This is a genomic window from Nostoc sp. XA010 (assembly GCF_020829625.1).
GTDB lineage: Bacteria > Cyanobacteriota > Cyanobacteriia > Cyanobacteriales > Nostocaceae > Nostoc.
This window is the reverse complement of record NZ_JAIVFX010000051.1, coordinates 1-14,564: the sequence shown is the minus strand read 5'-3', so window position 1 is coordinate 14,564 and position 14,564 is coordinate 1. Positions and strand designations below refer to the sequence as shown.

The following is a 14,564-nucleotide window of genomic DNA, read 5'->3' as shown; positions in this document are numbered from 1 at the left end:
TCCTATTAAATTAAAAACGGACGCGCCAGAAAAAAGCTAGAAACTGATTTAGCATCTACCGGCTCTCCCTCCAGAATCGCTTTCTCTAATTCTTCGGGAGTCAAAAACACAGTTTCGATATCCTCGTCTCCATCTTGTGGTGGTGGTGTTTCCAGCTTTTCTAAATCTCGCGCCAGAAAAGCATAGATAATTTCATCAGAATAGCCGGGAGCCAAGAAAAACTCGCCTAATTTATCCCATTTTTTGGCACTATAGCCAGTTTCTTCTTCAATCTCACGCTGTATCGTTTCTAAAGGCTGTTCATTTGCTTCTACAGTTCCCGCCGGAAATTCTAATATCCGTCCCTGAATTGCAAAACGATACTGGCGCACGAGTACAAGTTTCCCCTCTGGCGTTACTGGCACAGCTAGAGCGCCACCAGGATGACGAATACATTCCCATTCTCCTTCTGATTTATTAGGCAAACGCAAGCGATTAACTTCAAAATCAAATTTGCGTCCTTTATAAAACAGGCGTTGTCTTAGTAGTTGTGGTAATTCTCTACCTAATGGCATAATAAAATCTGATTATCTGTGAATACAGAGGTGAAATCAGCGTTCTTCTGCGTTTAAGGATGGTATTTTTAATTGCCCATCAATAAATGTACATCAGAACAGTCTACCTCTTTCAGCAGTTCTTTAATAACATACCCGGATACTGGTTCTATCCAATCTGGGGCAATTTCTGCTAGTGGTACTAACACAAAGGCCCGATCCCGCATTCGTGGATGCGGAATCTGGAGATTTGGTGTATCCAGAATAATGTCATCAAATAATAACAAATCTAAATCCAGGATTCGTGGCCCCCAGCGTTCTTGACGCACACGCCCGAATTGTTGTTCAATTTCTAACAAAGTTTCTAATAACTGCTGTGCTGTGATTTCTACCTGCAATGTGACGCAGCCATTTAGGTAATCTGGTTGTGGTGGCCCCACAGCTTTGGTTTGGTACCAATTGGATCTGGCTTCTAATAAAATACCTGGCGTTTGAGCTAAAGTTTCTATAGCTGCTTCTAAAATTGTTTGGGAATCGCCGATATTACTGCCAAGGGCAACGGCGCTTCTTCTTGGCTTTGCTTCGGCGTAGCTCGCCTTAAGCATCGCACTCTCCTTAAGTAACCTCTTTTCGGGCTGTGTTTGTGAATAGTTCGGTACACCTGTTCCAGAAAATGCCAATAATTTGAGATATCAAAATTGCAGCGTTTTTACAAAACTAAATTATAAAATCTAAAAAACATTATTTTATGGTGATTTTAGTTAATTATTTATAGGATATTATACTAACACAACGGTGGTGAACTAACCCCAAAGTTGATTGATGGTGGTTATACAGTTACTACTTTGAGCGAGGAACTGACGTGGGGAAGCTTACCTCCTGGTTCAAGCGAAGACCAACTAATTTGAGTGACTCTGAACAAGGAGGAACAAATGAGAAGCTTACCACCAGCACATCTGGCGCAGGCGAGGCAGTTACTGAGCAAATGAAAATTTTACCCTCTAGGATGAAGTCTAATCAGGCAACTCGTGCTAAACCACTCTATCGTCGCATCTGGTTTTGGGCAGGCTTAGGTGTAGGTGGTGGGATAGTTGCCTTAATTTACGGTATCAGTTTAATAGATCGGACTTTGCCAGATCAGGCGGAGTTGAATGCCGTAGTTAGAGAGCAAACACTGACTATCAAAGCCGCCGATGGAACTATATTACAACAACAAGGTGAAACGGCCAGAGAACAGCTAAAGCTAGAACAAATACCAGATAATTTAAAAAAAGCTTTCATCGCCTCAGAAGATAGAAGATTTAAGCAACACAACGGAGTTGATCCACAAGGGATTGCCAGAGCGGGTTTGAATAATGTGCGATCGCAAGGTGTGGTTGAAGGTGCTAGCACTATCACCCAACAGCTAGCGCGGATTCTGTTTTTGAAACAAGAACAGACAATCTGGCGCAAACTCAAGGAAGTCCGCCTAGCACAAAAAATGGAGAATGAATTAACCAAAGATCAGATTTTAGAGCGCTACCTAAATCTGGTTTATTTGGGAGGTGGAGCTTATGGTGTGGCAGATGCATCGAGGGTATACTTTAGTAAAACGCCAGACCAGCTTTCTTTAGCCGAAATGGCAACGATTGCTGGATTAGCCCCTGCTCCTAGCTTATACGCTCCAGACAAGAATCCCGAAGCTGCGAAACGGCGGCGGGACTTGGTATTGCTACGGATGCAAGAAGATAAAATAATTACGCCACAACAAAGACAGACAGCAGTCCAAGAACCACTAATTCTCAAAACCAGTTTACCCAAGCGACTGGAAGTAGAATCACCCTACTTTACCAGCTACATCCAAAAAGAATTGCCGAAGTATGTTTCTCCTAACGTGCTAAAAAGTGAGGGATTAGTAGTAGAAACCACGCTGAACCCAACTTGGCAGAAAGTCGCAGAAGAGGCGGTTGCCAAAACGCTGCGAAATCAAGGAAGGTGGGAGAACTTTAAGCAAGGAGCAATGGTAGCCATTGACCCCCGCAACGGCGAAATTAAAGCAATGGTTGGGGGAAAAGATTTTGGTAAAAATCAGTTTAATCGGGTTACTCAGGCACAACGGCAGCCAGGATCGACATTTAAAGGGTTTGTATATGCCACTGCGATCGCTACCGGTAAAAGCCCCTACGATGCCTACGAGGATGCACCCTTTGTTGTAGACGGCTATGAACCGAAAAACTATAGTGAAAGGTTTCGGGGTTCCATGAACATCCGAGATGCCCTCACCCGCTCTATTAATATTATTGCGGTGAAGGTGTTGATTGATGTCGGATTTACGCCAACGATTAAACTTGCCCATGATATGGGGATAAAATCTGAACTTAAGCCCACCTACTCCTTGGCTCTCGGCTCAAATGAAGTCAATCTGTTGGAATTGACTAGCGCCTATGGCAGTTTTGCAACTCAGGGATTGCACACAGAACCTCATGGTATTACTCGCATCCTTAACCGCCAAGGCAAGGTGATCTGGTCAGCTAATTTCAAGCCACAACGGACCCTTGATGCTGACAGTGCCGCCATCATGACTTGGATGTTACGCAACGTCGTAGAAGCGGGAACTGGTGCTGCTGCTCAATTAGGTAATAGACCAGTTGCTGGCAAAACAGGCACCTCGGACGAAGCCCGTGATTTATGGTTTATTGGCTATATTCCCCAGATGGTGACAGGGGTTTGGCTAGGTAACGATGACAATCACCCGACATACGGCAGTAGTGGTAGTGCCGCTTATACTTGGCACGAATTTATGGAAAAAGCGGCAGAAGGGATGCCCGTAGAAAAGTTTCCCAAACGTCCCAAGTTAGAAGGTCGTAAAGGTACGATCAAAGCCCAGGCTATCAAGCCCAAACAAGTGCTAAATCGTTCTATCTCTTCTAATGATGACTCAGAAGGAGAAAGTGCTAGAAATTCTGAAGAGAGTAGGTCATCTAGGAGACGTAGGAGGAGGAGGTATTCTCAAGAAGAACAGCAATCGAGCGATTATACCCCAAGACGGAGAAGGCGCGATCGCACCGAAGAATCAAGTTCCAATAACTCCTCCTCAGAATCATCACGTACACGGCGGCGATCTAGAAGAGTAGAATCTGATTCTTCTTCTCCCCCGCTTCGAAGAAGTCGGCGATCGTCCTCTCCTGCAAATAATAGTTCCGGTTCTTCAGGTTCTTCATCACCACAGCCATCCTGGCGGGATAGACTTAGACCTTCTAATTGAAGGGTGGGCATTGGGCATTGGTAAATAATCAATATTTTTTCCCCTGCCTCCCCTGCCTCCCCTGCCTCCCCTGCTCCCCCTGCCCCCTGCCCCCTGCCCCCTGCCCCCCATCCTCTTTTCTATGCAATATGGAGTTGCTGAAACTAAACTCCAGAGGGATGTTAAGTGATACGCTCATTCTATAGTGTGTCAAGTAGTGTTACTTAACATTGGAGAATATACTCATGCATATATTGATGCAGGCAGCAGATTCAATCGCAACAAATGGTACTCATTTTCCTTTTGCTTTCACCTTGGTGTATGTCGTTGGTTTTATTGCTGCCGTAACCATTGGTTCAATAGCTTGGTACAACTCGAAACGTCCCGCAGGTTGGGAAAGCAAAGAACGTCCTGATTTTGTGCCTAAAGTTGATAAAGAAGAAACTCCGGGTCTGGGTGATCCGAAGTCATGATTTAGTCATTAGTCATTAGTTATTAGTTATTAGACTATGGGCTTTTGACTATGATTAGTTTTGCACGTCAACCCAACGGCGGTAAAGCTTTTGAATTTGTTTGAGAAGTGCAGTGTGAGCCGGTTGAGTTGAATCATTCGGCTTCGCTATATCCTGTAATTCCGTCAGCAGTCTGGCTTCTTCGACGGCAACTTCGCCATCGCTATAAATTAAGCCACTGATGGCTTCAATTAGATTTTCACAATCTTCATGGCTGGGGCGATCGCCTAAATACTCACGCACCCAGTCATAGCATTCTTTTGGCTGTACAGGAACGAATTCGTACAGCCAAGGCTTAATTTCTGGATCGTTAGCCAAACCTTTTGCTTGAGCTATTTCGCGGAGATATTGCCGTTCTTCTGGTTGGATTCTGCCATCGATCCAGGCGGCTCCAATCAGGATTTTAACTAAGTTTTTGACATTGGAAGGGGTAACCATTGCTGCCTCGTCTGGTAGATTCAGTCCTCAACCAAATCGTACAATCCCAAACAGTATTCACTCGGAATTATTGGTTTTTCTTAAGCGCACCATAAAAAAGCCATCCATGTCTTGTCTATGAGGCCAGACTTTAAACCAACCTTGAGGGGTGCTATATGCAGAAACAGGCGATTCAAAGTCGCTTGGAGACTCGATTTGCCAATTAGGTGACTCAGCTAGAAATGTCGAAATTATTTCTTCGTTTTCTGCTGGATGCAATGTACAGGTGGCATAAACTAGTACACCACTAGGTTTGACAAAAGTTGATGTATGTGTTAATAATTCTTTTTGCAGCACCGAAAGTTCGCGGACAGATTCTGGTGTCTGTCGCCAACGAGCATCAGCATGACGGTGCATGGTTCCTAGCCCAGAACATGGAGCATCCAATAATACTCGGTCTGCGGTGTTTTGGAATTGATTGAAGTGGCGGCTGTCACCAGTGTAGATTTGAATAGATTGTAAATTTAGCCGTTGAGAATTTTCTTGGAGTTTGCGAAGACGAGAAGGAGTGCGATCGCAAGCCCAAATTTTGCCTTTATCTGCCATTAACTCAGCAATGTGGGTTGTTTTACCCCCTGGTGCAGCACAGACATCAATTACCACCTCACCGGGTTGGGGGTCGAGCAAATGACTTACCAATTGGGCGCTACCATCTTGTACAGTCCACCAACCTTCTTTAAAACCAGGTATTTTTTGAATTGACCCAGCACTACTAATCAATCGTAAAGCTTGGGGTAAATCAGAAATCCGTCTCACCAAAATACCCACAGATTGCAAAGCCGCCTCAACTTCTTCGATGGAAGTGCGAAGTGGGTTGATACGCAAGTCGATTGTTGGTGATTGGTTCATCCATTCACACAGTTGTTCTGTCTCAGCCAAACCCAGTTGTTCTAACCAAACTTGAATAATCCAGTCAGGAAAGCTGTGTAAAATACCCAAGCGTTCCACTGGGTTTTCTGGAAGTTGTAACGGATCGATGTGGAGAGATGAGGGGGATGAGGAGGATAAGGGAGTATTTTCTTCCCTGGCTCCCCCTGCTCCCCCTGCTTCCCCTGCTTTTCTAAGATACTGGCGTAATAGACCGTTAACAAAACCTGTGAGTCCAGAAAAACCGTTTTCTTTAGCGAGTTGGACGGTGGTATTAACAGCAGCTGAGGCGGGAATACGCTCTTGATAGCGCAGTTGGTAGAAACCCAGATGTAAGATGGTGCGGAGGTCTTGGGGTTGTTGATGAGATTTCTTTTTGGCGAGCTGATCGATGAGAGTATCAAGAGTGCGCTGCCTTCTGACGCTCCCATAAAGCAATTCTGTCAGCAAGCGGCGATCGTTATCAGCCAAACTGACTTTTTGCAGCACTCTATCTAGGGCAACATCAGCATAAGCCCCCTTGTGAACATCTCGCAGGGCGATAAAAGCTAGTTGACGGGGGTTTGTCATGGAAACAAGATTCAGGAGTCAGAAGGCTTTTGTATTCTAACTTCCAACTGTGCCAATTTTAGATTTTAGATTTTCAATTTTGGATTCGAGAAAAATCTAAAATCCAAAATTGAATAACTCCTAATTTCCCTATCGAGACAGATACGGGTCTACACTGGCGATTTCAAACTCACATGCTCTAGAAACCTGTTCTGCTGGTAATTTATCAAAGCTGATTAATGGTAAATAACTGGGGTTTGCCATCAGTTCTTTTGCTAATAAGAACCCAGTAATTGTCCAAGTTTGATATTTCCGAGCTTGTTTGCCAATCAATCGCCCTTTCTTCCCGTCGTAATATTCTGGCCATTCATCTGTACTGAGGCGTCCTTGGGCAGTTTCAATAGCCTTTTGTGCAAGACTTATTTTGTTAGTTTTCACCGCCGCCGCCGCTAACATCCACATTAAAACTGGCCAACTACCAGCATTATGATACGACCAGGGGATATTTTTGGGGTCACATCCAGTTACGATTCTGTATTCTTCATGTTCTAAAGCTGGGAAACAAATTTTCATTGGCATATCTCCCACCAAATCATCCCATCGATCGTCAATGAGAGTCATAATCGCTTGTGACTGTTCTTCGGTGGCTAAGTCTGAAATGATTGCCATTAAGTTTCCGAGGGAAAAGAAGCGAGTATCTAGCTGCGAGGGCCCGACATTACCTGCTAAATAACCACCTTTTTTTGGTAGCCACTTATCTAATTGATAATAGGGAACAGAATCTACATATATGTTGAACAAATTAACAGCACCCTTACCATATTCTTCGCTTTTGAAGCGATAAATTGCATTCAGGCGATTAATATCTATCCAATAATGCTGGCGAATATGAGCACATAAAAGAGGCAAACGGTTATCAATGGCTTCAACAATATCGGAATTACCTTGGCAAACTAGCAGTTCACGAGATGCACGCAATGCCGTGTAAAAGAGAACTTGTAGTTCTAGAGGATGCCCATAAATGCCCATACGACGGTCAATCATACAAGCACCATCTGGAACCAACAGCGTTGGATACATATCAAAACGATTCGCCAAGCAGATTTCCATGATTAACCTGATACCATTTTGGAATTCAGGTTGATAGGCTAGAGAAAAATCTTTTGTGGCGACTACATAAGCACGCAACAAAATAATCCACCATAGGCAAGAATCTACGGGTGTAACTCTAGCGATCGCATGTTCACCAAAATCAGCCTCTAAATATTCTTGTCCATTTTCTGATACAACTTTAAAGCTAGCTGGAATTAATCCTCGTCCAGGTTTATAGGCATCTAATGCCCTTTCTTTAGGCTGTAACTTTAAGGTTTCTTCTAAGAAATTGCGAACAATATCTGTTCTACCTTTGATTAGAAAAATTAGACCCGCAGAGACAAAATCCCGAACAAAGCACTGGTCATAATTAAGAGCCTCTACAGATGCATCATAAGCGGCTACCGTCCCAACAGGACGCCCCTGATAATAGAGAATTGATTTTTCTAGTGTTCGCCACGCTTTTTCGACTTCTTTTAAATTTTCAGTAGTTTCTAATTCGTTTAGGTGCATCGACAGAATAACTCCATTGGGATTGTGAATTTGTGGTAGGTAGATGCGTTATCATTTATTCTTTTTGCCATTCTCAGCATAACAAAAACAATTCTTTGAATAGCAAATATAATTTGGAGAAAAATTAATCAACTAATAACGAATAAATCTGCTGACACATACAGCTTTATTACTAGTTAATTTGCTTATAATGGATTACTCTTTTGGTGAATTATAGTTGTTGCTCATCACCGCAAGCAGTAACATGATTTTAAAACAGTCACACTAAATATATTTTTAGATTATTTATTGTTCCGTTTTATATACAGAATCTTTGCTTTACCAAATAAAAACATATCTTCAGTGCTGTTTAAGATTTGCATGAAGTTAAAACTGGTTGCAGTATATTTACTTGAGCAAGATTAGTTTTTGACACTAAGAGGTCAGATTATTCCCCTATAATCTAATAATTTATAACGTTTTTTAAAAATATGCAACATGAACTCTTCAAAAAGTCAAGATGTCAATACTTCTTAAGAGTTATATATTTTACCCTACTGACATTTGTAAGCGTTTAACTGCTCCTGGAATTTTTTATAAGCTTGATTAATTGATTACATTGAGGCTTTTGCAATTGTATAACTGTTGACATCAGGATGATACAATCTTGCTAATCGAAGGTAGGCAAGTTTGACATCTTTGGGGCGATCGCTCTGATTTACACCCAAGACTTCCCACCATTCCCCAGATAGTACAGGGTCGAGAGTAAATTTATCAAAGCTTTGCACTTGACTCCAAACCTTGATGCTTCCGGCATTACCGCCACTTACCAGTGTCTTGCCATCAGAACTGAAAGCAACAGGACTACACCCAGAGAGAGTTTGTAGTAGTTCCCCAGTGTGGAAGTTCCAAAGTTTTATAATACCGTCTCTGCTGGTACTGGCGAGGGTTTTTCCATCAGGGCTGATGGCAACAGACAAAACCGCCGTTGAGTGTCCAGTCAGAGTGGAGAGTAATTTTCCAGTTCGGAGATTCCACAGCTTTATTGTGGCGTCTGTGCTACCACTAATAAGAGTTTGACTGTTAGGACTGATGGCAACTGTATTTACTGCTCCCAAATGTTCAGTGAGAATATAGCACTGTTGCCAAGTTTTGATATCCCAAAGCCTAATAGTTTTATCACCACTACTGCTTGCAAGAATTTTATCATCGGGACTAATAGTAACTGACAAAACTGCATCTGAATGTCCATTCAAAGTGCGTTTTATTGTTCCCGTGTAGCGTCCCCAAATTCTTATAGTCTTATCGGCACTATTTTAGAGTTTTGTGTCACTGGTTTTTGAAGAGGAACAAATGAGGAAAGAAGAAGATATGCAATGCCTACGGCTGGCTGCGCCTACGTATTTTTATAGTTTATCATTTGCGACGGATGATTAATTTTGGTCGTAAAGTCCCATAAATTTATCTGAGTAGCCTTATTACCCAGAGCGTAGACTAACGAATCCTGTTGCGTCCTCGTGTAAATTACTTAAGTTTTAACTTTTGCTGTTAATGCTACCCCAGAAAAGCCTCAATACAATTTTTCATTAATTCGTAGCTAATTGTTAGACAAAACTCTGCGATACTCCGCGTTTACTTTGCGTTCCTCTGTGTTTAAAAACATTCCGACTTTACGCAAACCTATACTTAGCTATCTTAATTATGATACAGGAATTATCAGCAGCATTGCTATTGAAATGCTCGACTTATTAAATAAATCGGGGATCTATTCTTGCACTTTGCATTACAAAATTATTTCATGCGATCACATTTAACCAAAAAAGCTACAGCAGATTTCAAGTTGGTGAAGTATACAACGATTCGTCTCAAAGGCAGCTATAAAGCGTGTTTTAGTTCTGAGTTCTGAATTCTGACTCCTGAATTCTGCTGTATGAACAAAAATAAAACCAGGGTTGAAACCATTACTACAAGCGAATCATCCTGGAAAAATGAACGACAATCAGCTTACTACTTGATGCTGATAGCAGTGTTATCAGCTTTGTGTCTAAGCCTAAGGGCTGAAAATGTGCATAAGGTACTCAGTAAAAGCATCCCGAATATGGAAGAAGGTTCGGGAATATTGGTCTGAGTAACTAACTGACCTTTGAGAAAAAATCGAATGCCAGAAACGCCGGCATTAGAAGTACCGTTATTTTCCCAATCGGTACCATTCCATGAAAAGTAAGAATCAAAAGTTGTTCCAGGTAACTCAGGATTATTAAATGGCATCGCACCTAGACCAGATGCGCCAAATAGACCGCTACCAAAGACAAGAGCATAATTGCCTTGTGCCAGGGTCACAGACAGTGGAACAGCTACATCTATACTGGGAAAACCGGGATTAAATGTGACTGCACTTAAAACTTCTTCTGGTAAAAATGGAGTTCCTTTTGGGAGTGCATTAGAAGTATTTAACGGAACAATAGCTCCAAAAATACTACTATTGCCAAAATTAGGCTCTGTAAATGTAAAAAAGTGTCCCCCAATCTCTGTAACTTGAAGCGTGCTATCTACTTGAAACCTCCAGCCTAAGAAGTTATCTGCGTCAACAGCAAATCCTCCAAATCCTCCAGTAGAACCAAGCGATGCCGATTCTAATATTACGGTTTGTGCTTGTACTACATCAAATGTTGAAAGTGTTACTAGTGCTGCTCCAGCAATAGCTACCGATATTTTTGTCGCAATTGTCATAAAAACTATTCTTTCATATGTTGGATCTAGGTAATAATTAGTTTAACTCGGGTTGATTACACGTAAGTAATTTTTCAGAGTGAGCGAACACTGCCTTAAGATAATGGTTAGAGCATTTGCAAAAAGCACCTGACCTCTTTAAACAATGCTTTAATCGAGTGCTACTAATAAATGTTTCCTCCTGTCTGCCCGTAAGCCAGTACATCAGCAAAAGCAATCACTTCTGCTTATTGCGTCTATCCTCTTCTTGTTCAATTTATATCGTCAAGTTCATAGCCAGTGAAGGTATTGTAATAAAAGTGATTCCTGGATAAAACAAAAAATTTATATGACCTCAGTTTCTCCTCACAAAAAAGCCAGAGCCTTAAAATCTACGAGCCGCCGCCCTGCGAAAGAACTCTGTAGCGAGTGTGGACTATGCGATACATACTATATTCACTATGTCAAGGAAGCCTGCGCTTTTATTAATCAGCAGATAGGCGAACTTGAAGAAGAAACACACATGCGATCGCGCCATCTCGATAACCCTGATGAACTCTACTTTGGTGTTCACCAAGATATGATGGCAGCGCGGAAACAACAGCCCATCGAAGGCGCACAATGGACGGGTATTGTTAGCAGCATTGCCATTGAAATGCTCAATCGCGGCATAGTTGAAGGTGTCGTCTGTGTGCAAAATACCAAAGAAGACCGTTTTCAACCCATGCCCATCATCGCTCGTACTCCAGAAGAAATACTAGCAGCGCGGGTAAATAAACCAACTCTTTCGCCAAACCTTTCTGTCTTGGAACAGATAGAGAAATCGGGGATGAAGCGGCTATTAGTCATTGGTGTTGGTTGTCAAATCCAGGCATTACGAGCCGTAGAAAAACAACTTGGTTTAGAAAAGCTGTATGTTTTGGGTACGCCCTGCGTAGATAATGTTAACCGCGCCGGGCTGCAAAAATTCTTAGAAACCACCAGCCGATCGCCTGATACAGTTGTGCATTACGAATTCATGCAAGACTTTCGGGTTCACTTCAAACATGAGGATGGCTCAACAGAAACAGTACCTTTCTTTGGCTTGAAGACAAACCAACTCAAAGATGTCTTTGCCCCATCCTGTATGAGTTGCTTTGATTACGTCAACTCCCTAGCCGATTTAGTCGTTGGCTACATGGGCGCACCCTTCGGTTGGCAATGGATCGTAGTTAGAAATGACACTGGCAAGGAAATGCTGGATTTGGTGAAAGACCAGTTAGACACTCAACCAGTGACATCTAAAGGCAACCGGAAAGAAGCTGTACAGCAAAGTATTCCCGCTTACGATAAAGGCGTTACCCTCCCCATGTGGGCAGCAAAACTTATGGGTGTGGTTATCGAAAAAATCGGCCCTAAAGGTTTAGAATATGCGCGGTTTTCGATTGATTCTCACTTTACTCGGAATTATTTGTATGTGAAGCGAAATCATCCAGAAAAATTAGAAGCGCACGTTCCAGAGTTTGCCAAGCGTATTGTTGGGCAATATAAGTTACCAGAATAAAAATTGGGCATTGAAAAGAGGCAGAGGGGCAGGGAGCAGGGAGCAGAGGGGAAAGAGGTAATTTTTTATTCTCCCCCTTGTCCCCTGTCCCCTACTTTTTACCCACTCGCCACTCAGTTGTAACTACTAGCTTGACGAGTAAACATCAAGTGATACTGTCCGCCTTGTGCCATTAGTTCGTCATGAGTGCCTACCTCGATAATTTGACCGTGTTCTAGGACTACTACTCGGTCTGCTAGTTTGGCTAAGGCGAGGCGATGGCTGACTACAACGGCTATTCTCCCCTTCGCCAGGGTACGCAAAATGTTGTAAATCTCATGTTCTGTTTTCGGATCAAGGTTCGCTGTTGGCTCATCAAGTATGAGTAGTTCGGCTGAAGACAGTCGCAACAAAGCACGAGCGATCGCTAATCTTTGCCATTGTCCCCCTGATAGATCAATACCGCCTTCTAGCTGTTTGCCTAAAAGGGTTTCTAAACCTTGATCTAACTTCTCAATTACTCTAGCCAAACCAGCCTCAGCGATCGCTTCCCTAATTGCCTCATCATCCTACATTTTAGGTAAATTCCCAAAGGCAACATTCTCGCGCACGGTAGTTGGAAAACGAGCGTAATCTTGCATGACTACATCAATACGCGATCGCAAATCTTCTAAGGGGAGCGATGCCAAATCCTGCCCATTCCAAATAATCGCACTTTGGCTAGGGTCATAGAGGCGACATAATAATTTTGCTAATGTGGTCTTGCCAGCACCATTCTCACCCACAAGTACAATCATCTCGTTGGGGTGAATCGTCAGGTTGATATTTTTGAGGATTGAGACATCGCTATTAGGATAGGTAAAGGATAGATTTTCGATGTAAATACCCGTCTGCGATGCTTCATACTCAGTTGCATTCACACCTGATAAAGCTTGCCGATGATCAGATGAATTATTCCCATTTTTTTGAAATTTCCGATTGTTAACAGCCGATTCCCTGACTTTTCCTGATACCTTTGTTACTGACTTTGATTGAGAACCGGACAACTGTGGCTCTAACTCCAAAAGCTGGAAAATAGGTGTCGTTGCCAGTGCAATATTATATAACTCTGACCCGCCAGACATCAGATTTTCCAAACTCCGATGCACTTCCAAAATTACCCCGGTGTAAAGCGCCAAATCCCCCAAAGTATGGGTTCCACCGATCACTCCCTGGACTACGTATACATAGGGCAACGCCAAACCTAAACCACTCAATAAAGACCAGCCAATAACGGCTGTTGTCCCCCGACGGCGGATTTGTTGCATTGCCCGAAAAATAGTCCGGTAAAGCCCGTGCCAGCGTTCTAATAGTAAGGTTTGCAAGCTAAATAAGCGTATTTCTTTGGCGTATGTCTCTCCGGTTAAAACCGTTTTATATAAGTTCATTTCACGAAGAACACTCGCTTGGGTTCTTTCTACTCCCCAAACTTGCTTACGGTATTTCATCTGCACATACATCACAGGGGTAACGCAGCTAAACAAAATTAGGGGTACCCACCAAGCAAGAGACACCAAAAGCAGTATGGCTGGAATGAAGATAAAAACTCCCTCTAACATCGTCACAAGCCTCATACAAAGCTCTGGAAGCCGTTGCACTCCCTTTTCGGTCAACTGCACCAAATTGAGCAAATCGGGTGTTTCAAACAGGGCAATATCTTCAAAAGTGGCAATCTTTTCAATTACTTGTCCTTGGACAAAACCGGAAATGCGGTCGCGCAGTGAAGTATATACAAAGGGATTGATGTTAGCGATCGCATCACTCACCAAATTTACTAGCAGTGAACCTGCAATACTGGAGAGTAGCAGAGGTTGGGAAAGTATCAGAGCGATCGCATTCTGCGTTGTCCCGGTGCTCAATAAGCGGGTTATTTCATCAATGATCACCTTGTTGAGCCAAATAGCGATCGCTGGGCCTGCACCACCCACTAATGTCAAAATTGCCACATAGCGTAGCTCCTTTGGAACTACCTGCATCACCGTTACCACACTGCGGCGAAATGCTTGGAATGGAGAAATTTCTATGATTTGCATCTATCTTAAAGTAGCAAATAATAGCAAAATTCCCAGAGAGACGTTGTGATCTAAATTTCAATGAGCAGGCATCGCACAGGTGATACCATTTAGGATTTTAGATTTTGGGTTGGAAACCGCTTAGTGTATCTGGGTTTTCTCTGTCCATCTGTCGCAATCATTTTTAAAATTGGTATGAGCAAGAAAAAATTTATGAATTGGGCGGCAGTTTTCCGAAATTGGTAACCTAAGTTTGGTAGTTATTACCAGAACACTAATTTATAAATAACTTCTATAACTAGCCTTGGGGAAATATGACCCCACAAAAACCTGGTCTTCGTGACCGGGTTTTTTGGCGTGTGTAAATTAACAGCAATCAGAAGCGAAACCCAACCTTACAGCAGATTGTGACCCAATACTGCTCGGTTAAGGGAAAATAGATAACGGAATAAATCATAATTTGTTCGCGTGTAATCTACGAGAACAAAAACAACTAAAAAGGTTGCTTGTACCTGAAGGCACTCTCGAAAAATTTAA

General features: G+C 42.6%; 10 protein-coding genes and 1 pseudogene. 3 read left to right on the top strand and 8 right to left on the bottom strand.

What is annotated here, in order from left to right; translation table 11 throughout:
• Nucleotides 1-5 precede the first annotated feature (5 nt).
• Nucleotides 6-554, bottom strand: a complete 549-nt coding sequence (locus LC608_RS32715; protein WP_229557539.1) for an NUDIX hydrolase — start codon at nt 552-554, stop codon at nt 6-8.
• Between the two features lie 68 nt (nt 555-622).
• A complete protein-coding gene (folK, locus tag LC608_RS32710) occupies nt 623-1,138 on the bottom strand; it encodes a 2-amino-4-hydroxy-6-hydroxymethyldihydropteridine diphosphokinase (RefSeq protein ID WP_229557538.1) in 516 nt (171 codons plus the stop codon).
• 257 nt (nt 1,139-1,395) lie between these two features.
• On the opposite strand from folK, the gene LC608_RS32705 reads away from it, so the two are divergent.
• Both LC608_RS32705 and psb35 read left to right on the top strand, forming a co-directional pair.
• Nucleotides 1,396-3,777, top strand: a complete 2,382-nt coding sequence (locus tag LC608_RS32705) for a transglycosylase domain-containing protein (RefSeq protein WP_229557537.1) — start codon at nt 1,396-1,398, stop codon at nt 3,775-3,777.
• Nucleotides 3,778-4,001: 224 nt separating this feature from the next.
• Nucleotides 4,002-4,229 carry a photosystem II assembly protein Psb35 gene (gene psb35, locus LC608_RS32700; RefSeq protein WP_190940402.1) on the top strand — a complete coding sequence of 76 codons (228 nt, stop codon included), beginning with the start codon at nt 4,002-4,004 and terminating at the stop codon, nt 4,227-4,229.
• A 54-nt stretch (nt 4,230-4,283) separates the two neighbouring features.
• Here the strand turns inward: psb35 and LC608_RS32695 are convergent, their stop codons facing one another.
• From LC608_RS32695 to LC608_RS32675, 5 genes are all read right to left on the bottom strand, one after another.
• Nucleotides 4,284-4,706 carry a TerB family tellurite resistance protein gene (locus tag LC608_RS32695; RefSeq protein WP_229557536.1) on the bottom strand — a complete coding sequence of 141 codons (423 nt, stop codon included), beginning with the start codon at nt 4,704-4,706 and terminating at the stop codon, nt 4,284-4,286.
• Between the two features lie 57 nt (nt 4,707-4,763).
• Complete coding sequence (locus LC608_RS32690) at nt 4,764-6,182, bottom strand: 16S rRNA (cytosine(967)-C(5))-methyltransferase (RefSeq protein ID WP_229557535.1); 1,419 nt, start codon at nt 6,180-6,182, stop codon at nt 4,764-4,766.
• A 129-nt stretch (nt 6,183-6,311) separates the two neighbouring features.
• Nucleotides 6,312-7,766 carry a glycoside hydrolase 100 family protein gene (locus LC608_RS32685; protein ID WP_229557534.1) on the bottom strand — a complete coding sequence of 485 codons (1,455 nt, stop codon included), beginning with the start codon at nt 7,764-7,766 and terminating at the stop codon, nt 6,312-6,314.
• A gap of 593 nt (nt 7,767-8,359) precedes the next feature.
• Entirely contained in the window at nt 8,360-9,013 is a 654-nt protein-coding gene (locus LC608_RS32680) for a DnaJ domain-containing protein (RefSeq protein WP_374108480.1), read from the bottom strand.
• Between the two features lie 739 nt (nt 9,014-9,752).
• On the bottom strand, nt 9,753-10,475 hold the full coding sequence (locus LC608_RS32675; RefSeq protein WP_229557532.1) for a PEP-CTERM sorting domain-containing protein: 723 nt from the start codon (nt 10,473-10,475) through the stop codon (nt 9,753-9,755).
• A 328-nt stretch (nt 10,476-10,803) separates the two neighbouring features.
• On the opposite strand from LC608_RS32675, the gene LC608_RS32670 reads away from it, so the two are divergent.
• Nucleotides 10,804-11,997 (top strand): Coenzyme F420 hydrogenase/dehydrogenase, beta subunit C-terminal domain, encoded by a 1,194-nt coding sequence (locus tag LC608_RS32670; protein WP_229557531.1) that lies wholly within the window; start codon nt 10,804-10,806, stop codon nt 11,995-11,997.
• Nucleotides 11,998-12,110: 113 nt separating this feature from the next.
• On the opposite strand, the pseudogene LC608_RS37085 reads toward LC608_RS32670, so the two are convergent.
• Nucleotides 12,111-13,100: pseudogene (locus tag LC608_RS37085) on the bottom strand (ABC transporter ATP-binding protein).
• Nucleotides 13,101-14,564 lie beyond the last annotated feature (1,464 nt).